The organism is Gottfriedia sp. S16(2024), assembly GCF_050473765.1.
In the GTDB taxonomy this organism is placed as follows: domain Bacteria; phylum Bacillota; class Bacilli; order Bacillales; family Bacillaceae_G; genus Gottfriedia.
Genome location: NZ_JBFLUO010000001.1, coordinates 3,930,308 through 3,953,681, shown reverse-complemented (window position 1 = coordinate 3,953,681; position 23,374 = coordinate 3,930,308). Strand labels below are relative to the sequence as shown.

Below are 23,374 nucleotides of genomic sequence, written 5' to 3'. Positions count from 1 at the left end.
GAATTAATCATTAAATATATAAGTATGAGTAAATTATAAAAGATAAAACTATGTCCTTCTATATTTATCCTATAGTTCATAGGGGAAATGAGACATCAAAAGAAAATGGAACTGGATTAGGATTAGCAATTTGCTATGCGATTGCTTAATAAGTTCTTAGAATTGATTATAAATTATGATGTAATATGGGTATAATAAAAAAGAGTTTGGTGCTGGTAACACCAAACTTAAGTACTACATCCGTAGTGATACGGTTGACAACTATGTCCTTGGGGAAGGACGATTACTTCTTATTAGAAGTAATGTTGATGATGGCAACGATTAAGCTAATTAGCGCGATCGTTGCTATTACACTTTCTAGCAGTAAACTAATTGGATTTTCCATATTAATATCAAAATTATGACTAGTAATGGTTTGATTGTCCGAACTGATAAAAAGAAATAGGAAGGCTCGTTTTAATAACTTAAAACAAAGTTTCTCAAAACCTATTATTGTGAATTTAATCACAAAAAATACATAATATCGAGAATTTACTCTAAACCTTATATGTTACTTTAAATTTATTTAGTCGCTATCACAACATTAGTTATATTAACATGTAAACAAGAACTACAAGATTGTATAATGGAAGAAATCACAAAATTAGCACATAAGTAAATTTTAAAAATATAGAGTTCTTTATTTGGGGTGCCTAAAAATTCGGTTAAACTGAAATTTTGGCACCCCTTATCGTATCTATTGATAAGCAGGAACTTAACAAGATACAATAAATACATAAATAAGAGTTCATTAAGACTAACAAAGTCTAACATATTTCATAATTTAAATAGAAGAACTTCTATTTGGCTAACAGACAAAAGGAGTGTGCAAGATGGAACGGAAAAAAATAAATAAGCTTTTAATTTGGATGGTAATTTTGTCTCCGGTTTTGTTCTTCCTCATACCGATACTAGTCGGTTTAATCTTAACGCATCCATTTAGACGAAAAACTGAACAAACACCTGCCGATTACAATTTGCAATTTGAAGAGGTTGAATTTAAGAGTAATCTAGATCAAGTTGTGATAAGAGGATGGTGGATACCAGCAAAAAATCCTACAGGTAAAACTGTCATAACTGCACACGGGTACACAGATGAACGAAGTCAAAAAAAGATTAACGGTCTCCGAATTGTGCAATCAATTCATGATCGTGGGTATAATGTATTGATGTTTGATTTCCGTAATAGTGGAAAATCAGGTGGACGAACAACTGGAATTGGCTATTATGAACAGCATGATTTATCATCGGCAGTAGAATATGTGATTAACGAACGAAATCAACAAGAAATTGTTTTGCTTGGATGGAGTATGGGAGGGGCGACATGTTTACTCGTTGGTAGCCTTCATCCGCAAATTAAAGGAGTTATAGCAGACAGTCCATTCCATGATTTACAGACTTATTTGGAAGATAATTTAAGTGTCTGGTCTAAATTACCTAAAAAACCTTTTACTTCAATCATTTTACGTTCGATGAAACATTTATTAAAGATTGACCCAAAAGAAGTGTCTCCGGTCATTTCAGTTCAAAAAGGAAATTCAACAAATTATTTATTAATTCATGGAAAGAATGATTTGAAAGTACCATTTAGTAGTAGTGAAATGATCTATGATCAAATCCCTAATGAAAATGAAAAAACATTATGGCTGACAGAACATGGACATATTACAACATTTATTGAAGAACCGGAACCATATACTAAGAAAGTAATTGATTTTATTGAAAAGACGTTTTCGTCTAATGGAAGTTGAATAATTAATTAGATTTTACGAAACAGATGAACCTTAAAAAGCGGTTTATCTGTTTTTTTATTTAGAAAGATATTCTTCAGTACATGAAAGTTGAGCGTGTAGAAAATACTACTATTTATAAAATGATTTAAATAAAAAGTATAATTTTTGCCCTAAAAAGCTCTATTTTACTAAAAAGGCAGGCGAACTAAGATGGCAGATGAATACCGTTCGCGAGAGGAACGTAAACGGCTGGAAAAGCCTTCAAAAATTTCCGATAAGTCTGAAGGCTTGTGGAAAAAAATTACTGTAACATTATTATCAATCGTAATTGTTTTCATACTGATTGGTGTAGGAATATTTTCATATTTAGTTAGTGGAGCACCTGCTCTAGATGAATCAAAACTCAAAGTACCGTTATCTTCTACTATTGTTGATAAAGATGGTAAAGTTGTAGCCGAATTAGGTAGAGAACAACGAACAAAGGTGTCCTATAATGAAATTCCTAAGGTTGTAGAAGACGCATTTATTGCTACTGAAGATGTGCGGTTTTATAAGCATAAAGGAGTTGACATCCGACGGGTATTCGGTGCTGTTTTAGCGAATATAACTGGAGGTTTTGGCTCGCAAGGTGGAAGTACAATCACCCAGCAAGTAGTAAAAAACTCATTTTTATCTTCTCAAAAAACCATAAAGCGGAAAGTTCAAGAAATGTACTTGGCTTTTAAATTAGAACAAAGATACTCAAAACATCAAATATTAGAAATGTATTTAAATAAAGTATACTTTTCGAATGGTCTAAAAGGGCGAGGGGTTTATGGTGTAGCCAAAGCTTGTGAAACTTATTTTAGTAAAGATTTATCTAAAATTACACTACCAGAAGCAGCTACATTAGCAGGTATGGTGAAAAGTCCAAATAACTATAATCCTGCAAGGCACCCTATTGAGTCACAAAACCGTAGAAATACTGTTTTAAGTCAAATGAAAAAATATGGTTATATTACAGAGGCACAATATACAAATGCAAAAGCAATTTCAATGAAATCATTAGTAAAAGTTCATGAATCTGGTGGTACAAAATACAATTCATTTATTGATGTAGTCGTAAATGAAGTAGAAAAAAACAGTGATGCAAATGTTTATACTGATGGACTAACAATTGAAACAACATTAGATCCTAAAGCCCAAGATACAGCAGATGAAATATTAAGTAGAGGAAAAAGCTTCTATCCTAGTGATGAATTTCAAACTGGGTTTGTATTATTAGATACGAAAACCGGTGAAATTCGAGCAGTCGGTGCTGGTAGAAATACAAGTACTGGTGGTTTAAACTTCGCTACTGATATAAAAAGACAGCCGGGATCTTCAATTAAACCTGTACTTGATTACGGCCCAGCTATTCAATATTTAAAATGGTCAACTTATCATCAAATTCTTGACGAGCCTTATAGTTATTCGAATGGTACGCCTATTAGAAACTGGGATCGAAAATATAAAGGTGATATTTCAATTCGATTAGCATTAGTTGATTCACGAAATATTCCTGCATTAAAGACTTTCCAGGCAGTAGGAGCCGATCGTTCTAGAGAATTTGGGAATGGTTTAGGGTTTAATTTTTCGAAAAATACATATTATGAATCTTATTCGATAGGTGGATTCACAGGTGTATCAGCGATGGAGATGGCAGGAGCATATGCTGCTTTTGGTAATGGTGGAATCTATAATAAGCCTCACTCCGTTAAGAAAATTATTTACCCTGATAATACTGAAAAAGTATTTTCAACTGAGCCTAAACAAGTAATGAGTGATTATACTGCATATATGATAACAGATATGCTTCGAGATGTAGTAAAAACACCACTTGGTACTGGTAAAAGAGCTAATGTACCAGGACTTGATATGGCAGGTAAAACAGGTACGACAAACTACTCTGATGAAGTAAAACAAAAATACGGATTTCCGGATAACGCAACTCGTGATAGTTGGTTTATAGGATATTCTTCTGATGTTACAATGGCTGTTTGGACAGGGTATGAAAAAAATAAAAAGAATAATTTTCTTGGTAAAGGTTCAACGAATATTGCAAAATTCATTGCAAGGGATATGTTAGCTGCTAATGGAGATCGAAACGCAATATTTAGAAAGCCTTCATCAGTTGAAGAAATTCGAAATGAATTATACATTCGTGGAGAAAAAGTAGATGATATTCCTAAAGATATTGTGATTGAGTCTGCAAAAAATGTTAAGGCAAACTATGACCCAGTTACAAGTAATATCTCATTAAATTGGACGTATCCAGCAAATCTGCTTCAAAAAACGTCTTTTGAAGTAAGTTATACTGTAAATGGAGCAGCGGGACAAACTCAAAAAATTCAGGGTACAGCAACAAGTATTAATGGAATTGTCCCTGGAGATATTGTGAAAATAACAATTATTGCTGCGAATGCTGAAGGTAAGAGTGGACCTGTTACAGTTACCGTTGATTTATCTTCAACTGAACAACCAACGATACCACCAGCAAATGAAGGTGGACAAGGAACTGGCACTGGAACAGGAAATGGACAGGGAACTGGAAATGAGCAAGGGAATGGAACTGGAACCGGGACAGGTACAGGAGAAGGTACGAAGCCAGGTGAACAAACGCCGGGTACAGGAAACGAAAGTGGAGATAATACTGTTAATCCAATTGTTCCTAATCCAACTAATCCACATTAAATTTAAATTTAAAACGCATTGAGAATGGATCAATGCGTTTTTTCAAGTGAATAGTGTTAAAGGAGTTTTAAAATGGAAGATAAATTAAGTATTAATATTTTTTTAAAAGAGTCGGATAATCCATTTGCAAGTTATTATAGCCATGACTATTTACACTTAAGCTCTGAATTAGAAGATTTTATATTATCTAAATTACATAATGCTAAAAGAAAAAATATCGAGCTACTATTTGATGGTCAAACTGAATTTGATGAAAATGTCTTAAAAACAGCGACTGTGAACTCTTTTACTAATCTTATGAAAACTGATGAACGGATTTATGCTAGAAATATTAAAAAGTCCATTATTTTATTTGTGCTTGGTATTATCATTGGATTGTTCTACTTAAAGCTTCAAAAAAGTCATGCCTATATTGGAGGAATATTAAGCATTGTATGTTGGGTTTTTATTTGGTCAGGTACAGAAGTATATTTCTTTGAAAACTTGCAAATCAAACAAAAGATTAAAAAATGTAAGAACATTCTTCAAGCAAATATTTACAAAAAATAAGAATGCTAATGCCCCCGAAAAAAAATCGGGGGCATTAATTTGATTTGGTTATTTAATTGGATCTACTTTTAGAAAAGTATCTTTCAAGATGAAGTATGATTTTTTTAGACGTTCATGATATCTAGGCTTATCCCATTTTTTCCAAGTATAAGAATAAAAATCATCCATTAAAAGTTTTCCATTTTTTTGTCTAACAGTTGAATAGGATAGTTCCTTATTTGATTCAGTTGGACGATAAGTAACAATAGCTACTTGAATTTTTTTTGTGTTTTTCTTGCTTTCTAATCCACCTTTCCATATATCCCCCATTATTTCACGTGTACTTGGATCTCTTACATTTAATAATTGCCAAGGGATACGGATTTCTAATACATGATCTTTCTTGTTGAGGGATACATCAGTTAAAGAGTTAAAATCTTTATGAAGTGGGTTTCCATCTCCGAACATTAATTTACCTGTTTCATAAAACTCCAAAGGCAAATTTACAGATTTCCCGTTTAAATTTGGAATAACAAGTGGTCGATTTAATCCAAGCATGACTTTATGATAGAGGCCATTATCTTTCACATTTACATTCGGTTCAATTGGCTCGTAATGTAAAAGATTGGCGTATTCATAATAAAATGGATCATAATAGCTATCCACAAGAACACGAGAATCATTAGGTCCATTTAAGTCAATTACAAAATCAATTCCATTTTCGGTTTTAACAGACTTGTTATTTGGAAGTTGATGTTGACCTTGTCCTTGAATAGTATCAAGTAAAAGCATAACTCCTGTTTTAGACCAATCAAAAGGTTGTTTAGTTTTTTCAAAATTTAAGAGGAAATTAATTGATCGCTCGTCGCTAGACATTGACCAATTCTTTAATTTCCGTTCGTTGTCGTTTTGATCAAAAGTATTAATAAAATTAGCATTTTTCATATTAGCTGATTTGATTTTATTTTTTTTCCAATCACTAGAGTCACCATCTACAGAAATGACATGTTTTGAACTGTTAGGATCAAAAGATAGTAAACCAAATTGCTGTTCGCTTGTTTGTACATTTGACCAAAATGGTCGGCGTTCAGGATCATCTAATTCCATATTATTCCATGTTCGTTTAAACCATTCATCTTGCCACGAAAATACAATTCCACCTGCCATTCCCTCAAATTGAATATCTTCGAAAAGATTAGCAGTAATTTGTCCTTGCTCTGTTTCATTATGAAACCCTTGGTTCCATCCATAACGATTTCGATGAGTCATACCTCTAGAAGATGGTACCCCAAATTCTGAAATTAAAACTGGCATAGTATGTACTTTCCTTAGATTATTTAAATATCCAGCATAACTATTCTTCTTACCTCGGGAATCAATATAATTCGTATAAGCTAGTTCATAATTTAAAAATTCCGGGTAATATGGGTATACATGATATGAAGCAAAATATCCAGGATATAATGTTGACTTTGGAATGACATGATTCGGATCTAATGAAACCATATCTTCATTTTCCATTGGTTCATTTGGATGATGAATTGGATCGGTAGTTACCCAATTCGCAAAACTAATTGGACGTTGCCATGCATATTTTTCTGTTTCATATTTCACGGTATCATCTAATATACCTGCAAGCCAAACTTCAAATGGAGTCGCATTATTTGTTTGAAAGTACTGGCCATTAAAGTCAACATTATCTTTATGTTTATCATTTGTTGATTTCATCATATTTGGGTCCCACTCAATACCTAAAATCCATCCAATAACGTATTCTGAAATATTTGAATGATATTGACCGGAAGCGTGACCTAGTTTATGAGGGATTTTAGCTTTCCCATGAATTACATCAACAGTTTGCCTTATATCATTTTTAAACTCTTTAGTTAGGCTCTCATTGTAAATATCCCCTAATGAATTCATTTTTTCCTCGTTAACCCAAACACCGTGAATTAAATAGAGTGGCTGTTTAGCTTTTTGATTGTACTCAAAAAGTGCATCATAAAAAGCAGGAGGATGAAGGGTATATACTCGAATAACATTTGAATGCATCTTTCCAATCGATTTGAACCATCTTAAATATTCGGCTTTTGTGATAGCTGTTTCGCCTGGAAAATGTCCTGGATTGGCAATTCCAAGATTTACACCTTTTAGTAAGAGATCGTGTGGTGTTTTTGTTTTATCAAAAAGTTGAAAATAATTTTTACCGATTTGAGCTGGAATTGTAATGTTATTTGTTTTATATGTGTAAGTGTTAACTTTCCTAATTACTTTTACTTTACTAGTCTTTGTCTGATGGAATATTATAAATGCCACACCAATCATTAGACAAAGCATCAGTAAAATTATCAGTTTTTTATTTTCCTTCATCATTTAGATCCTCCAAAACATTTAAAACTTATTCATTTAGTATGCTGTAAGGTAATTTCCTATATTCGTTAGGAGTGAATTAAGTTCAATTCAGTTAGAATGATTGAATAGTTCAAATTAAGAACGAAATTATTATTAAAAATAAACTATGTATTTATAACAAATGCTAGTTAAAAAAGTAAAATACGGTTAAATTAACGTTAAGAAAAATGGTTTTAATGAAAATCGTTATCTTTTTAATAATGAGAGGAAAAAATGATGAATAGTAATGATGGAATCAAACCTTCAAGGAAATATGCTAATGGTACTGTACACGAGACTGCTAGTGGGAAATTTAAGGTATTAGATCGCTATTTAAAAGATGGTGTAATAATGATTAAACTTCAATGGTTAGAAAGCAATGTAATTGAAGAAAACAAAGAAGTAAATGTGTCTGCTTCGATTTATAAATTCCAAAAAAGTAGAGGAATGAATGGAAATACAGCATTATCACAGCCAGTTGAAGTACAATTACTACATGATATCAAAACTAGTTTGGACCGTTTATTTGAAATTTTAGATATAAGAACTGAGCTTTTGAATCATGCACTAGAAAAAATAGATGAAAATAGGAAGAAAATTGACGAGAATAGAGAAACTTTAAAAAAACAGCAAACAATGATTGAGGAACAAAATAAGAGAATAACCACAATCGTAGATAAATTAATTGAAAAGATGTAATGATTTAACTAATGATGACGACATTTAGGATCATTTTGTTGAAGTTAAGAAAGGTTTGTTTAGAGTTAAATTTAAAAATATAAAACCGCAATTCGAAAATAGACGAATTGCGGTTTTTGTTTTATATTTGGCAGTTATTTGATATTGGAAATGATGACTTAAATTACCAATAAAGATAACGTTGATTGTATGTTAATTCAAAGTTAATATTAGATAAAGTAAACTTGATTTTGGAGTTTATTTTAATTTTTAACGTTTAGTTTGAAGTTTATCAAGTTAAGTCATAAAAAAGTATTTTAATGTTCACCGATTAAAACCAACTAGATTAAAGCGAGCGGGTGATAGACGTGATTGATATTCAAACTGAATATCCAACAGTAATGTTTATAGGTAGTGAAGAGAAATTTAATTATCAAAACTTTTGTGATGTAAATAACTATCAATATAAATTAGTTAAGCCCAATCAGAATATTTTAGGTTTGTTTGAAGAAATAGATTTATTTAATCCTGATGTACTAATTATTTTTATCGAAGAAATACTAAACACAATTAATATAGAGAGATTCAATCAATTAAGAGACTTTTGTGAAAGAAGATATATTTCAACAATATGTATATGTATTACAGCTGATCAAATGACTATGAGTGCACTAATGCCTGATGTAGTACTTAGTGAATCAGTTGCTAGTATTGAACTTCAAAAATATATTAACAAATTCCTTCAGCGTAGAAATCAAATACAGGAACAAGTTTTAATTGATCCAATTAGTGGTGTTTACAATTTTAGATATTTAAAAAATAAGGTAACAAAACAATTAGAGGATTTAAAACGTAGCTACGAATCATTTTCGATGGTATACGTAAAAATTGACCAAAAACAAGATTATTCTTTGAATAATTTAACCGAAAAAAGTTTTATTCAATTTTTAAAAAGAAGTTTAAGATCGTCCGATTTGCTAGCTCATTATAAGAATAATGGATTTGCACTATTGCTGCCAAAAACTGTTAAAGAAGATGGCATTAAATTAATGAATCGTTTATCCATATCATTTTCGGAGCTACCTATCTCTTTTGATAATCGCATTCACTATGCGTCATTTCATTTTAATTTACTTGAATTTCCTGATCCAAGTATTAGCGCTGACGAATGTTTAACACTACTCACTTCTAATGAAATGGATTCAATGAATCAATTTGATTCTTCTGCAAGTAAGAATGAAAATATGATTCGTAGGCTAAAAGTAGCGGTAATCAATGAAGATCGCCTTATACGTGAAATGTTAAAACATCAATTGTCAGATTTAGGTGGAAAATTATATGACGTTGAAATAAAAGTGTTTGTAGATGGAGAAGAATTTTTAAATGATCCTTGGCACAAGCAGAATGAAAGATATCTTTTAATAATCGACCGTATTTTACCTAAAATGGGTGGCTTTGAAATCATACGAAAAATGCGTACTAACTACGATCGTAGAAAATATTTATGCTTAATGATTGGTAGTAAAAGCTCTGATAATGACGTAGCAATCGCATTACTAAGCGGAGCGAATGATTACTTGGAAAAACCGTTTAGCTTGAAAGAACTTCGTCTTCGTTTAAATCGAATGTTAGGAATTACTGCAAAATGAACATATTTATTATCTCTTATATAACAGGAATATTTTTTCTATTAATACTTTTTATCTATATTTATTTAGTTTTTAGGAAAATCATTAGACAACAAAAAAATAAGCAAAAAGAAGAATGGTTAAATAAAAATATCTTATCTATTGAAAATTATTTAATAAAAGGAAAATTATCTGCTTCGTTTCTTCCAAGAAAGGAAATTGAGTTTGAAGCGTTAGAAAATATATTCAGCAGTTTTATAAATATTATCAAATTTGAAGAAGGATTTGATCCAATTAGGCCAATTGTAAATTTGTATTTTATCCCTAGATATAAAGATAAACTTAAACATGGTAATTGGAGAGAACGCATTAATTCTTTATTATTTATCAATCAATTTAAAATAAAAATGATGCAAGACGATTTAATTCAACATTTATCAAAAAAACAATGCTCACTCGAAGAAAAATTTAATATTTTTCTTATTTTGGGGAGTTTTAAATATGAGAAATTAATGCAGTTGTTAGTAGAACAGAAAAAAATACCTTCATTTTTACTAACGGAAATATTGTATCGACATGTTAATGAAGAGAATATTCATGAATTACTAATAGATTTTGATAATTTACCGGAGCATTTTAAAAACCCTATTTTGGATTTGATCCGAATTAAAAATTTGCGATCTGATAAAATCCATTTATTTCTTGAGAAATTAATTACTTCAGAAAATATGGAATTAAGAATACGGTCCTCGAAAACAATCGCATCTTTAGGATATATTTCTTCACCAAATTTAATTGTTCAACTTTTGGAATCAAATGGGAAAGAGAATCAACTAAGCAATGAGGAAAAGTTAATGATTGTGCGATTAATGGGAAGTATTCGCAATGATTTATTTTTGTCTTATTTAAATGAGTTAATTTCAGATAAGGCTTATATGATAAGGTCTGAAGCTGCTAAATCGATTAAAAAATATAAGAATGGTATGGAAATTCTTAATAAAATTATCGAAGAGCATACCGATGCATATGCAAGAAATATAGCAAAAGAATGGTTGGAGAGGACTCCGGAATATGATTAATATATTCTTTTTAATTCTTAATAAAGTGATTATCATTTACGTGTTGCTCCTTTGTTCAACTTATTTAATCCTATTTTTATTAGCATTTATGCGATTAAAGAGAGAAAAAGGTCTACATCAAATTGAACAATATAAAAGATTAAAAGATTCTGCCTTTACTGCACCAATTTCGATACTAGTCCCTGCCTATAATGAAGAAGTAGGGGTAATTAATACGATTTTATCCTTAGTGACAGGAAGTGGTAGGTTAGATTATCCAGAATTTGAAGTAATCGTCATTAATGATGGATCAAAAGATTCTACTCTTCAAAAAACGATCGAGCGATTCGAGATGAAAGTGGTAAAAAACAAAGTATTTCATAAACATAAAGGGATTGAAACGAAACCGATTAAAAATGTATATCAATCAGAAATTTATCCCTTCGTATTTCTAATTGATAAAGAAAATGGTGGAAAAGCTGATGCATTAAATGCTGGAATTAATTTTAGTAAGTATCCTTATTTTGCTTCTATTGATGGCGATACAATCCTTGATTCTGACTCATTCATTAAAATTATGAAACCGATTATTGAAAATACAGATGACGAAATACTTGCTACTGGTGGGAACGTGTTAATTGCAAATGGAAGTAAAACCTCGCTTGGAAAAGTAAATGAAATGCTTCTATCGAAAAATCCACTTGTAGTAATGCAGGTTATCGAATATATGAGAGCTTTTTTAATTGGACGAATTGGACTTAGTAATAAGAATTTATTATTGATAATATCTGGAGCATTTGGTGTATTTAAAAAGTCAAGAGTCATTCAAGTAGGAGGCTATTTAACGAATACGATTGGTGAAGATATGGAACTCGTAGTTCGTCTTCACCGTAAAAACATTGAAGGAAATTGGGGAGCAAAAATCGAGTATGTAGCCGATCCAGTTTGTTATACTGAAGCACCAGATTCATTCAAATATTTAAAAAACCAAAGAGTAAGATGGCACCGTGGATTATTTGAAAGTTTGTGGGCTCATCGTAAAATGATTTTTAATAAAAATTACCGTTCAATCGGATTTATTGCAATGCCATATTTTTTCTTCGTTGAATTTTTAGGCCCAATTATTGAGTTTTTAGGTTATGTTTCATTAATCATAAACATCACTATGCACAATATAAATATTTTGTACTCCTTTGCGTTTTTAATCCTCATGATCATCTATGGCTCATTCTTCTCCGTTAGTGCAGTTTTATTAGAAGAATGGCGCTTAGAAAAATATAAAAAAATTAGTGAGTTAAACCGTTTATTTTTCTATTCGTTGACAGAAGCAATTTGGTATCGTCCAATTTTGACCTATTGGCGTGTAGTAGCAATAATCAGCATATTCTTAGGGCAAAAAAAAGGTTGGGGAGAAATGAAGAGAAAAGGTGTTTAACTTTATTAATCGATCAAAAAGACCGTTTAGCGGTCTTTTTTTGTTTGTTGAAAAGTATCATAAGTAAAAATATTAAGTCAAGTCATTATTTCTGCAATTTTATAAACTAAAAAATCAGAATGATAAATATAAATGAGTAATAGAGCATAAATAGAGTATAGCGGAGGAGTGAAGAATGACAAAAGGATTAAAATTAGTGGGGCTAGTCGCTTTTATTGCGATTTTAAATGTGATTTTATTCTCTCCAGGTTTAATCGGAATTCAATTAATTAATGCGAGTGCATTTCAAACTGCATTTGGGGTATCGTTCATAATAGCGAGTTTGTTAGTACTTCTATTTAATCTGTTTCAACTTTATTTCAAGCCAGTTAAAGAAAAGTCAATTAAGCAGCTAAAAACAAATGAAGATTTCGTTTTTGCTTTAAGTCGATATAAAAATAGTAAAGTACTAAAAGAAGATATTATTACTTCAATTGAGCAAATCGAGAGAATGAAAAAGAAAAAAGGCGTATTTTATAACTTATTAACAGATCGATTTTCTCCAACAGAAATTACATACAACAAGTTTGCATCTGTTGTGGACGAGGTTGAAACATTATTTTATTTAAGAATAAGAAACATCATAAACAAAATCAGTACTTTTGATGAATTTGATTATAAAAAAATAAAGGGGAAAGACGGATCACGATACTCTAAGTCATTAATTCAAGAGAAAACAAATCTTTATAATGAATATTTCAAATTCATAAAAAGAGCAATTGAAATGAATGAAGAGATTCTTGTCAATATTGATAAATTAATTTTAGAAATTTCAAGACTAGATGAAATAGGAATCGATGATATTGAAAAAATGGAATGTATGAAAGAAATCGATACGTTAATTCAACAGACAAAATATTATAGGCAATGAATGAAAGGATGATAAAAATGAGGAAGTTTCTTTTTGCATCTATTGCAGTAATTGTTGTAGTTTTTCTTCTTGTCTATATTGGAATCAATATGACTTCAGGGCATAAAGTTGTGAAAATTACTGATAAAAATAAAAATCAGCAATTAGCTAAAATGATTTCAAAAATAAATATATCAAAAGCAAAACCAATTAAAGGTCAAATTGACTTAAGTACCGCTGATGTCGCAAGTGAACTCCCTGATATTTCTAAATTTCCTGTATCTGTAGACAATACGACTGATCGTTTTGTTGAAATTTTTTCATCTACTGAAAAATCAAGTGACGGGAAAAATGGTTGGTTAAACGAAGTTGCAAATAAGTTTAATGATGCAAAATTCAATCTAAATGGTCAGAAAGTATCTGTCAAAATTAGAAACATTGCATCTGGTACTGCAACGGATTTTATTAAATCTGGTAAATATGTTCCTGATGCCTTTACACCTTCAAATGAACTTTGGGGTCAAATGATTACAGCAAGTGGTGTTAAAACAGAAACGGTATCGTCGCGATTAGTTGGAAATGTTCCTGGAATTGTCATTTCACGGTCAAAATATAATGAGTTAATGAAAAAGTATAGTAAAGTCGATCCGAAAACCGTTATTGAAGCAATGACAAAAAATGAACTATCAATGGGATATACTGACCCATTTACGAGTTCAACTGGATTAAATTTTTTAGTAACGACTTTAAATTCATTTGATTCAAATGATGTACTTAGTGCTACTGCTGTAAAAGGATTTGAAAGCTTTCAAGCAAATGTACCGTTCACAGCATCTACGACTCTACAAATGAGTGATGCAGCGGAATCTGGCGTACTAGATGCCTTTGTCCTTGAATATCAAACCTTTGTTAATTCACCTGATTTAAAAAATAGTTATGAATTTATTCCATTTGGGGTGCGCCACGACAGTCCACTTTATGCTTTAGGGAATTTATCAAAAGAGAAAATGGATATTTTGAAAAAATTTGCTGAATTTACTGGTCAAAATAACCTTCAATCACTTGCGAAACAGGATGGGTTTAATGGGTTGAACAATTACAAATCAGAGCTTAAAACGATTGATGGGGATACTTTAACTGCTGCACAGAAACTTTGGAAAGGAAAGAAAAATACTTCAAATCCAATTGCTGCGGTTTTTGTTGCAGATGTTTCAGGTAGTATGGATGGTAAACCTTTAAATGAGCTAAAAGAATCATTACTTAAAGGTCAAAAATATTTAGGAAGAGATAATAGTATTGGCTTAATCTCATACTCTGCGGATGTGACGATCAATCTTCCAATAGCGAAATATGATGCAAATCAACAGTCAAAATTTGTTGGTGCGGTATCTAGCCTCGATGCAAGCGGAGATACAGCAACAAATGATGGAATCCTTGTTGCAATAAATATGCTAAAAGAAGAAATGAAAAAAAATCCAAATGTAAGACCGCTCATTTTTGTCCTTACCGATGGTGAGACCAATCATGGGAATTCATTGAAGAATGTAAAAGGAATCATAAAAGCATATAAAATTCCAATTTATACGATTGGTTATAACGCTAATATTAAAGCGCTTGAAAGTATTTCGAATATAAACGAAGCTGCAAATATTAATGCAGATTCAGATGATGTAATCTATAAAATTCGTAATCTATTTAATGTTCAACTTTAATTAGTAGGAGGATTTAAGAATGTCATTTTCTATGCAAGTTGTAAATGAAGAGGAAATTAAGGCAGTAATAGAAGAGCAAGTAAAGCCTGTACCTGAGGAATTAATCAAATTAAAGGCAACAGCGGATGCAAATGTAGCGATGATTATGGAGTTAGACACTGTTTCAAAGGAAACGTACGAAAAACGAAAGGAAATTCTCCAATCAATTGAATCATTTGGATTACAGACGATGAAATCTTCTTCGAATAAAAATTCGCTTCTAAAAGTTTCACTTGGTCAACTTGCTAAAAGTGGAGACGAAGGAGGGCAAGTTGCAAAAGGATTAGCAGACCTTCAAGTTCAACTAAAGGATTTAGATCCAAGTGTAATTAATTTTACAAAGTCTGGTTTTTTAGGTAAGTTATTTAATCCGATTCGTTCATATTTTCAGAGATTTGAAAAAGCAGATGTAGCAATCGCAGATATCGTAAATTCACTTGATAAGGGGAAAAAAATTCTTGAAAATGATAACACGACATTAGAGCATGAACAACTATCACTTCGTATGCTTTCAAAAACGCTAGAAAAGGAAATCCAACTTGGAACATTAATGGATGAGTCAATTGAAAATCAAATTGAAAAAGCAAAAGTCGAAGGGGAAGATCAAGAAAAAATTAAATTCATCTCAGAGGAAGTTCTTTATCCGTTAAGACAACGAGTCATGGACCTACAGCAAATGTTAGTCGTCAATCACCAAGGAGATATGTCTTATGAGGTTGTGATTCGGAATAATCGTGAATTAATTCGAGGTGTGGAACGTGCAAAAACGGTAACGATTTCAGCACTGAATACAGCAGTAACTGTAGCAAGTGCTCTATATAATCAAAAAATTGTTTTGCAAAAAATCACTGCTTTAAATCAAACAACAAATACTATTATTGAAGGTACTTCTCGATTATTAAAGGAACAAGGAGTTGCAATCCAAAAGCAAGCGATGGAGTCAGCGGTTTCTGTTGAAACACTAAAAACCTCTTTCACTAACGTCATATCCGCATTTGAATCAATTAGTACATTTAAACAAGAAGCTTTGCCAAAAATGCGTCAAACAATCCTACAATTTCAAGAATTAGCCGAAGTCGGTTCTAAGCAGATTCAAAGACTTGAAAAAGGGGATCGAATCGGTTTATAGAAGATACTGGAAAAAGATATGTAGGAAATGATATAAACGGAGAACAACGAACGGCAAGACCAATACAATTTTATGAATAATGATTAGTGTATTAAAAAAGCCTACGTTAATAAAAACGCAGGCTTTTACATTTTTTAGAATTACAGAAGATCTTTATAAAATTGTAAAAATATGAATCAATTATTTCGCTCTCAGGCGTTTAAGATCTTCTTTTGGAGGCAAACCAAATAAACGGGAGTATTCTCTACTAAACTGGGAAGGACTCTCGTACCCCACTCGGTATGCTACTTCTGCTGCATCTGAAGACTCGGACAGTAATAATAGTCTTGCTTCCTGCAATCTTAAGTGTTTCTGAAATTGTAGAGGACTCATTGCAGTTACATCTTTAAAGTGTCTATGTAGGGAAGAAACACTCATATTTGCTATTTCTGCAAGTTCTTCAATTCGTAAAGACTTGTAAAAATTCGCTTTAATTTGTTCAATAACTTCCCTTATTCGATTAGTAGTGCTACCTTCGATGGCGATTTGTTGCAATATACTCCCATTGTGTCCACGCAATACTCTATATAGAATTTCTTTTGTAAAAATAGGTGCAAGTATTGGAATATCTTCAGGCGAATCTATTAAACGGGCCAATCTAATCACTGCCTCTAGGATCGAACCCTCTAATTCATTGACAAATATCGCTCGTTTTGCATTTTCCTTTGAATTAGTGGGGATTTCTGTATCAGTTAAAATTTCTAAAATTTGATTTGGATTAAATTCAATTTTTAAAGCTAGATATGGAGTGGTTGGTGTAGCTTCAATAACTTGGCCTGTAACAGGTAAATCAACGGATGCAACTAAAAAATTTCCAGGGCCATACTTAAAACTTTCATTTCCTAGTAACAATTCCTTTACACCAGAAACAACAATACAGAGAGATGGCTTATAGACCCTGTATTTTGGATCAGTAATATTTGACTCTCGTATGAAAAATAACGAGTTAATTGAGGTCTCATTAACACCTTCACGACTAGTATTGCGATCAATAATTTGGATTAGTTCGCTTAGATAAGAAACATTAATTTCAGACATATAGTCCTCCTTGCTGATTTTATATTAAAAAAACATAAAAATTTTCCATAGGATATGTAAAAGTGAGAGGATTAGGCAATCATTTAGGAGGAATGAGTTAACGAACTCTGCTTATTTTAATGCATACTTAATTATATCAAACATATCATCAAAACTATAACAATATCAAAATATAGAACCCATAAAGGGAGAGATTCATATGAAACTAATTGCTTTAGATTTGGATGGTACTACACTCAACTCAAATAAAATAATAAGTGAGGAAACGTTAAGCGCGATTAAAAGAGCTGAGGCAGCAGGACATATCGTTATGATTTTATCAGGTCGTTCACCAAGTTCAGTAAGCGATGAGCTTTCAAAGTATGGCTTAAATTGTCCAGTTGGGGGGCATAACGGGACGGCATTATATGTGAACGGAGAATTAATTGAACTAAATTCAATTGGGAAATCTCAAATACAAAAAATTGCCTTAGAAGTTGAGAGAGAAGAATTACCGTACAATGTTTCTACAAATAAGTGAATATTTGCCCCAAGTAATTGGGATAAACGATTTGAACAAGTTGTTTCATCCGGGCGAGTTCCTAAAGATTACTTCACAAATAGACACTACAAAATGTTTACCACACCACCAAATGTATATGGACATTCGTTTTTTAACAAAGTTCAAGAAATAATTGATAATGAGGATTATACGATTCAAAAGTTTCTTATTTTAAACCTTGATCCAAAACAAATGGAGCGAATTGAAAAAAAATTAAGATTCATAGATGAGACTTTTGTTACTAGTTCTTCTCCTTTTAATCTCGAGATTACACATATGAATGGAAATAAAGGGTATGGTTTAAAAGCAATGGCATCCTATTTTCAGATACCATTAGAGAATACAGTAGCTATTGGAGATGAAAAAAATGATCTACCGATGTTTAATATAGCCGGCTTATCAATAGCCATGGGGAATGCTGAAGAAGAAGTAAAGCTCGCATGTGATCTTGTCACATTAAGCAATGATGAAAATGGTGTTGCATATGCATTCGAAAAATATATTTTTAATAAGTCGAATGTACTATAATAGTTAAGGAATCTTAATACATCCAAATAAGCAACGTTTTCCTTGGTTAAATTAATGGTGCATCTTAATTTATCCAAGGGTGTTTTTATTTGTCTATTTTAACTAATCGATTAAAATATAGAATGGTAAGGGGGAGTGAATATTGGTTAGACGGATAAAAGATCTATTTGCTATTAAAGGGTATAGTTTGTTTGTCATATGTTTATTATTTGTAGGGATTGGACTTTCAATAACAACTCCTTATTTATCACTGTATAGTACAAAATATATCGGGATGAGTTCTGGAGCATTTGGTATCTTCATGGCAGTGATTTCATTAAGTGGTGTTTTAGTAAATACATTTATTGCTGAACGTTCTGATCGAGGGATTGACAGAAAATGGATTATAATGATTGCGATGATTTCATCAGCAATAGGTTATGCATCTTATTTAATATTTCATAACTACTTTTTATTATTAGTTTTCGTTGCTTTATTTAATGGATTAGGCGCAGCGGCCATGCCACAAATTTTTGCATCCGCACAGGAATCAGCAAATGCAAGTTTATCTAAGGATAAGACTTTAGCCTTATCAACTTTACGCTCGCTCGTTTCTTTAGGATTTTTAATTGGACCATTAATAGGAACAATAATTCTAAGAGCAAAAGGTTATCATGGACTTTTTTGGGGAACATCTAGCATTTATGTAATGATTACAATTCTAGTATTCTTCTTTTTAGAAAAGAGAAAGCCAGTTCAGAACAATCTAAAAAAGAAAAGTAAAACTAAAGTCACATCAGCTAAACGTAAACAGCTTAGACTACCAGTTATTGCTTTTATCTTATTATTTGCAGTTAGTTCGATTAATTGGATCAACACACCTCTTTTTATCGTCAATGAGCTACATGGTACTAATACTGATGTTGGATTAGTCGTAAGTATATGTGCAGGCTTGGAAATTCCAATCATGTTAGTGTTGGGTGTACTTTCTAAAAAAATATCGAATCATGCTTTGATGATCTACGGTTGCTTTATTGGGTTACTCTATTATTTAATCTTAAGCATATCAACTCATACTTGGGAGTTAATCGTTGCACAGCTTCTACAAGCAACATACATTGCGATTGTTATGGGTAATGGTATAAGCTATTTTAACGACCTACTACCTAATTCACCCGGCTTTTCTGCATCGATTTATGCGAATTGCTCGACGATCGGAAGTTTAGTAGGAAATTTAGGCGGAGGTCTGTTTGCACAATTAGCAGGGTTTCGAAATGTTTATTTACTTTGTATATTGTTTGTAATTTGTTCACTTTTTATATTATGGAAATCAAAAAACAATGTGGAAATGGAAATAGCGACAAGTCAAAGTCAGTCTGTGTAGTTGAAGAGTTCACAAAATATATAAAAGTTTGTGTATTAACGCGTGCAAAAACGAGCTATTACTGTAGCTCGTTTTTTTCTATTTTGGCAAAAAGAATTAAGATGATACAGGAAAAGTTAGGAAATAACAATTTGAAAGGCTTCTTGAATGAAGTTAGGGCTCAAAGTGGTAAACACATCATAACTGAGTCTGCAGAATATTTACTTAGAGACGCTCAATATTTGTTATCACAACAATAATTTGTACAAAAAGATAGCATAGTGATTTAAAGGATCTTCAATTTAATAGGGTAGAGGTGGAAGTGCTACGTCACTGTTTGAAAAAAGTGATCGCTAAATTTCTATTGGGCGATCACTTTTGTTGTTAAAAATTACATCTCATTATAACTGCCCATATTTCTTCATTTTGTTATAAAGTGTCACCCTGGAAATACCAAGCATTTTTGCAGCAGCTGATTTATTTCCATATGTTACTTTTAGGGCATGTATTATTAGTGACTTTTCATCCCCTTCGTGTAATTCTACTTCTCCGAGAATAGGCGATTGAGAATTTATGTGTCTTTTAAAAAATTCATTTGGCAATTGTTCAGATTTGATTATATTATCATCTGTAAATATCATTACTCGCTCAATTATATTTCTTAGCTGCCTGATATTGCCGTTCCAAGGAAAATGCATGAATGTTACCATCACTTCCGGAGAAATGACTGGAACCGGCTTCCGGTATTTGATGGAAAACTCTTTTAAAAATAATTGGACAAGTTCGGGAAGGTCTTCCTTTCTGTCTCTGAGGGGCGGGATAGGGATCGTAACCACATTTAACCGATAATATAAATCTTCACGAAATAAACCTTCTTCCACCATTTTCTCCAAATTCCGGTTAGTTGCTGAAAGAATTCGTACATCTATTGGAATAGGTTGGTTTCCGCCAACTCGATAGTATTGTTTCTCCTGCAAGACACGCAGCAATTTTACTTGAAGCTCTAATGGCATTTCTCCAATTTCATCGAGAAATAATGTTCCACCCTTTGCTGTCCCTATTTTTCCTAGCTTCCCTTCTTTTATTGCCCCTGTAAATGCACCTTTTTCATAACCAAATAATTCACTTTCAAAAAGCGCCGAGGGAATGGCCCCGCAGTTAAGATCAACAAATGGTCCATTTGAACGGGGACTTGCTTTGTGAATAGCCTGTGCAAACAATTCCTTACCAACACCGCTCTCACCAGTAATCACGACGGTTGCATCTGTATGGGCGACTTTCTTGGACAAAGAGATGGAAGTTTTTATCGCTTGGCTTCTTCCCTTTATTTTGTGGAAAGGATCGATAATATCCTTGTACCCAATCTGATTTTCCAAATCTTGAATATACGCAGTAGTAGATGTAAGTTCATTATTTAGTTTTACAATTTCTGTAATATCACTTTCAACGGAAATCCCCCCTACCACCTTATCCCTGATGAATATTGGTAAGGTGTTAATTAATACATGGACATCTTCCTGCGGCTGGTTATAATGCCGAATAACCCCTTTTCCTTCCTTCATTGTGGACATTAAAACTACAGAATCCTCTTTAAAGCGATTCGTAATTTTAGAGCCAATCATTTCTTCAGCAGAAGTTTTGTACAAATCTTCTGCCTTAGGATTCCATGCAACAACTTTTCCATCGCTGTCTACTATTGTAATGGCATTATCTACCGCACGCAGAAGCGTCTGATAAACACCTGAAAGCTTTTGCCACTCTTGAAAAATAGCATTTATTAATGTAGTAAAGGGGACCCTGCGCACTTGCCTTCCAGCTTCATCAACAAGAACAATATCTTGGTCTAGAACTATTTCTTCAACCTCTGAGAGCAAGGTGTCGACAGAGAATTGTTTTATTTTTTCTGTATGAATCTCCGCGTCTAAAGGAAGGGAGATGGACAGAAGTGAAACTTTTTCTTTTAACATAACCAATCACCTTATCATTGTTTAATGGTTTACAAAAGTGTTTATATTTTACACTCTGTTTACACTTTTGTAAACATTTGGTTTACACAATTTTCGAAAAAATCAAGTATAAAGTAGTTTTTTAAGTTGGCACAAAAATTGCATTTAAATAAAGCAACAAAGGATTTGAGGGGGGAAAAACATGCTATCTTATAAACACGAACCTTTTACAGACTTTTCAAAAGAGGAGAATATAAACGCGTTTAATCAAGCATTAAATCTTGTAAACTCACAGCTTAGGAAAGAATATCCCCTAATAATTGGCGGGGAAAAAATTATAACGGATCACAAAATAACATCATTTAACCCTGCTAATAAAGATTTAGGTAGCAGGAAAATATAGGAGGAATCAATATGATATTGAAAGATTTTTTTATGGCTCTATCACAAAACCAAATTCTTAACAGTGCCGCTAAAAAGTATGGTTTAAAAATGGGGGCGCAAAGTGTTGTAGCTGGTACAAATATTGAAGAAGTAATTAAAAGCATTAAAGAGCTAAATAAACATGGGATCTCATGTACGGTCGATAACTTAGGGGAATTTGTCTTTAAAAAGGAAGAAGCAATTCAGGCTAGAGAACAAATTCTGAAAGTCATCGAAGCTATTCATAAGAATAAAGTAGATGCACATATCTCGTTAAAACCGACTCAATTGGGCTTGGACATTGAGTACTCTTTTTGTTTGAGTAATTTAAAGGAAATTGTTCACCAGGCACATCAATATGGGATTTTTGTTAATATTGATATGGAAGATTATGGACACTTAAAGCCTTCGTTTGATCTTTTAGATGAGCTTTCTTTGGAGTATGATAATGTAGGGACCGTTATCCAGGCATACTTCTATCAATCACAAGAAAATCTCGAAAAGTATAAAGATTTTCGCCTTCGTATTGTAAAAGGTGCATATAAAGAGCCTGAGGAATATGCGTACCAGGACAAGAAAGATATTGATAAAAACTTTATAAAGTTGATAGAATGGCACTTGTTAAATGGAAAATTCACTTCTATTGCAACACATGACCACAAAATCATCCAACATGTTAAAGATTTTGTAAAAAGAAATAATATTCCGAACGATAAATTTGAAATCCAAATGCTGTACGGCTTCAGAAAAGACCTTCAGTTGAAACTAGCAAGTGAAGGCTGCAATTTCTGCACTTATGTGCCATTTGGAAAAGATTGGTACGGTTACTTTATGCGTCGGCTTGCGGAAAGACCTCAAAACTTAAACCTTGTAGCAAAACAGGTCTTTAATAAAAAAAACAACACCATGATTGGCTTAGCGGTCGGTGCCTTTACATTAGGAAGATTATCTAAAGTAAACAAGAAAAAACAGAAATAATAAAAAAATAAAGCGTTCATAATTTAAAGCGAAGTTGGCTGAATTCACAACAACAACAAACTTGCATGAATTTCATTGTGATCATTATGTAGAGTGCTATATTGTAAAAAATGGTGAATGTGTAGCAAGAGATCATATACCAGTAACAATCTATTAAATAATAAAACTAGTGATCGAGTTCCCCCTGTTTTTTACAATTAATTTGTATTCGTTTTTGTTTAATGAGGTGATTTTATTACCATCTTTTCTTAATTAATTTATACTAGAATAGGTATTTCTCAGTGTTCAAACATAGCTTTTCTTATCGAGCTAACGCTAGCATTATTTCAATAAGATCGTAAAAGGACTGTCAAAATTTAGACAGTCCTTTTTCAAATATTAAATTTCAAGATTTTACTTTAACAGAACCTTGATAAAAGAATGGAACTTAGTGAGAAAAATTTATTCCAGCTTATTTCATTTCATCTAAATGCGTTTTCTAATTGTGCAACAAAAGTATCGTCCTATTTTCATAGTCTGACGATCAAAAAAGGATATTTCTGATATGAAATTGAATACTTAATGGGGA

General features: G+C 32.1%; 17 protein-coding genes and 2 pseudogenes. 16 read left to right on the top strand and 3 right to left on the bottom strand.

Annotated features, from left to right (window positions below; genetic code table 11):
• Window positions 1–263 precede the first annotated feature (263 nt).
• The 4 genes from AB1282_RS18645 (at window position 264) to AB1282_RS18630 (ending at window position 5,033) form a co-directional block, all read left to right on the top strand.
• The gene (locus AB1282_RS18645) at window positions 264–404 is read left to right on the top strand and encodes a hypothetical protein (RefSeq protein WP_156339585.1); all 141 of its coding nucleotides are present in this window, start codon (window positions 264–266) and stop codon (window positions 402–404) included.
• 468 nt (window positions 405–872) lie between these two features.
• Window positions 873–1,790, top strand: a complete 918-nt coding sequence (locus AB1282_RS18640; protein ID WP_056465791.1) for an alpha/beta hydrolase — start codon at window positions 873–875, stop codon at window positions 1,788–1,790.
• A 192-nt stretch (window positions 1,791–1,982) separates the two neighbouring features.
• Window positions 1,983–4,484, top strand: coding sequence for a transglycosylase domain-containing protein (locus AB1282_RS18635; RefSeq protein WP_056465789.1), 2,502 nt, complete (start codon window positions 1,983–1,985; stop codon window positions 4,482–4,484).
• Between the two features lie 72 nt (window positions 4,485–4,556).
• Window positions 4,557–5,033, top strand: coding sequence for a hypothetical protein (locus AB1282_RS18630; RefSeq protein ID WP_390312176.1), 477 nt, complete (start codon window positions 4,557–4,559; stop codon window positions 5,031–5,033).
• Window positions 5,034–5,081: 48 nt separating this feature from the next.
• Here AB1282_RS18630 and AB1282_RS18625 read toward each other — a convergent pair whose 3' ends face one another.
• Window positions 5,082–7,385, bottom strand: a complete 2,304-nt coding sequence (locus tag AB1282_RS18625) for a hypothetical protein (RefSeq protein WP_429899786.1) — start codon at window positions 7,383–7,385, stop codon at window positions 5,082–5,084.
• Window positions 7,386–7,640: 255 nt separating this feature from the next.
• Here AB1282_RS18625 and AB1282_RS18620 point away from each other — a divergent pair, with 255 nt between their 5' ends.
• The 7 genes from AB1282_RS18620 (at window position 7,641) to AB1282_RS18590 (ending at window position 15,971) form a co-directional block, all read left to right on the top strand.
• A complete protein-coding gene (locus AB1282_RS18620) occupies window positions 7,641–8,102 on the top strand; it encodes a hypothetical protein (RefSeq protein ID WP_429899785.1) in 462 nt (153 codons plus the stop codon).
• Between the two features lie 347 nt (window positions 8,103–8,449).
• Window positions 8,450–9,730: a GGDEF domain-containing response regulator gene (locus tag AB1282_RS18615; RefSeq protein ID WP_429899784.1), complete on the top strand. Its 1,281-nt coding sequence runs from the start codon at window positions 8,450–8,452 to the stop codon at window positions 9,728–9,730.
• Window positions 9,727–10,788 (top strand): hypothetical protein, encoded by a 1,062-nt coding sequence (locus AB1282_RS18610; RefSeq protein ID WP_429899783.1) that lies wholly within the window; start codon window positions 9,727–9,729, stop codon window positions 10,786–10,788. Before AB1282_RS18615 ends, AB1282_RS18610 begins: the two co-directional genes overlap by 4 nt.
• Entirely contained in the window at window positions 10,781–12,202 is a 1,422-nt protein-coding gene (locus AB1282_RS18605) for a glycosyltransferase (RefSeq protein ID WP_429899781.1), read from the top strand. Before AB1282_RS18610 ends, AB1282_RS18605 begins: the two co-directional genes overlap by 8 nt.
• Window positions 12,203–12,377: 175 nt before the next feature.
• On the top strand, window positions 12,378–13,112 hold the full coding sequence (locus tag AB1282_RS18600) for a hypothetical protein (RefSeq protein WP_056465775.1): 735 nt from the start codon (window positions 12,378–12,380) through the stop codon (window positions 13,110–13,112).
• Between the two features lie 8 nt (window positions 13,113–13,120).
• On the top strand, window positions 13,121–14,803 hold the full coding sequence (locus tag AB1282_RS18595) for a VWA domain-containing protein (protein ID WP_429899779.1): 1,683 nt from the start codon (window positions 13,121–13,123) through the stop codon (window positions 14,801–14,803).
• A 19-nt stretch (window positions 14,804–14,822) separates the two neighbouring features.
• A complete protein-coding gene (locus AB1282_RS18590) occupies window positions 14,823–15,971 on the top strand; it encodes a toxic anion resistance protein (RefSeq protein WP_429899777.1) in 1,149 nt (382 codons plus the stop codon).
• A 180-nt stretch (window positions 15,972–16,151) separates the two neighbouring features.
• Here the strand turns inward: AB1282_RS18590 and AB1282_RS18585 are convergent, their stop codons facing one another.
• Entirely contained in the window at window positions 16,152–17,048 is an 897-nt protein-coding gene (locus AB1282_RS18585; RefSeq protein ID WP_429899775.1) for an AraC family transcriptional regulator N-terminal domain-containing protein, read from the bottom strand.
• Window positions 17,049–17,247: 199 nt separating this feature from the next.
• On the opposite strand from AB1282_RS18585, the pseudogene AB1282_RS18580 reads away from it, so the two are divergent.
• Window positions 17,248–18,117: pseudogene (locus AB1282_RS18580) on the top strand (Cof-type HAD-IIB family hydrolase).
• Between the two features lie 142 nt (window positions 18,118–18,259).
• Window positions 18,260–19,480 carry a sugar efflux transporter gene (locus tag AB1282_RS18575; protein ID WP_056465766.1) on the top strand — a complete coding sequence of 407 codons (1,221 nt, stop codon included), beginning with the start codon at window positions 18,260–18,262 and terminating at the stop codon, window positions 19,478–19,480.
• A gap of 380 nt (window positions 19,481–19,860) precedes the next feature.
• Here AB1282_RS18575 and AB1282_RS18570 read toward each other — a convergent pair whose 3' ends face one another.
• Window positions 19,861–21,426 carry a sigma-54 interaction domain-containing protein gene (locus AB1282_RS18570; protein ID WP_429899773.1) on the bottom strand — a complete coding sequence of 522 codons (1,566 nt, stop codon included), beginning with the start codon at window positions 21,424–21,426 and terminating at the stop codon, window positions 19,861–19,863.
• Window positions 21,427–21,607: 181 nt separating this feature from the next.
• Between AB1282_RS18570 and AB1282_RS18565 the strand changes: the two are divergent.
• From AB1282_RS18565 to AB1282_RS18555, 3 genes and pseudogenes are all read left to right on the top strand, one after another.
• Window positions 21,608–21,787: pseudogene (locus AB1282_RS18565) on the top strand (L-glutamate gamma-semialdehyde dehydrogenase); the annotation flags it as partial.
• A 32-nt stretch (window positions 21,788–21,819) separates the two neighbouring features.
• Window positions 21,820–22,806, top strand: coding sequence for a proline dehydrogenase family protein (locus tag AB1282_RS18560; RefSeq protein WP_056465760.1), 987 nt, complete (start codon window positions 21,820–21,822; stop codon window positions 22,804–22,806).
• Between the two features lie 34 nt (window positions 22,807–22,840).
• The gene (locus AB1282_RS18555) at window positions 22,841–22,963 is read left to right on the top strand and encodes a nucleotide-binding domain-containing protein (protein WP_172795382.1); all 123 of its coding nucleotides are present in this window, start codon (window positions 22,841–22,843) and stop codon (window positions 22,961–22,963) included.
• Window positions 22,964–23,374: the final 411 nt, after the last annotated feature.

Coding starts and splice junctions, on each gene's coding strand:
- AB1282_RS18590 (WP_429899777.1), top strand. CDS start 14,823: ATGTCATTTTCTATGCAAGTTGTAAATGAAGAGGAAATTAAGGCAGTA.
- AB1282_RS18630 (WP_390312176.1), top strand. CDS start 4,557: ATGGAAGATAAATTAAGTATTAATATTTTTTTAAAAGAGTCGGATAAT.
- AB1282_RS18570 (WP_429899773.1), bottom strand. CDS start 21,426: ATGTTAAAAGAAAAAGTTTCACTTCTGTCCATCTCCCTTCCTTTAGAC.
- AB1282_RS18645 (WP_156339585.1), top strand. CDS start 264: ATGTCCTTGGGGAAGGACGATTACTTCTTATTAGAAGTAATGTTGATG.
- AB1282_RS18605 (WP_429899781.1), top strand. CDS start 10,781: ATGATTAATATATTCTTTTTAATTCTTAATAAAGTGATTATCATTTAC.
- AB1282_RS18600 (WP_056465775.1), top strand. CDS start 12,378: ATGACAAAAGGATTAAAATTAGTGGGGCTAGTCGCTTTTATTGCGATT.
- AB1282_RS18620 (WP_429899785.1), top strand. CDS start 7,641: ATGAATAGTAATGATGGAATCAAACCTTCAAGGAAATATGCTAATGGT.
- AB1282_RS18610 (WP_429899783.1), top strand. CDS start 9,727: ATGAACATATTTATTATCTCTTATATAACAGGAATATTTTTTCTATTA.
- AB1282_RS18625 (WP_429899786.1), bottom strand. CDS start 7,385: ATGATGAAGGAAAATAAAAAACTGATAATTTTACTGATGCTTTGTCTA.
- AB1282_RS18635 (WP_056465789.1), top strand. CDS start 1,983: ATGGCAGATGAATACCGTTCGCGAGAGGAACGTAAACGGCTGGAAAAG.
- AB1282_RS18560 (WP_056465760.1), top strand. CDS start 21,820: ATGATATTGAAAGATTTTTTTATGGCTCTATCACAAAACCAAATTCTT.
- AB1282_RS18640 (WP_056465791.1), top strand. CDS start 873: ATGGAACGGAAAAAAATAAATAAGCTTTTAATTTGGATGGTAATTTTG.
- AB1282_RS18585 (WP_429899775.1), bottom strand. CDS start 17,048: ATGTCTGAAATTAATGTTTCTTATCTAAGCGAACTAATCCAAATTATT.
- AB1282_RS18595 (WP_429899779.1), top strand. CDS start 13,121: ATGATAAAAATGAGGAAGTTTCTTTTTGCATCTATTGCAGTAATTGTT.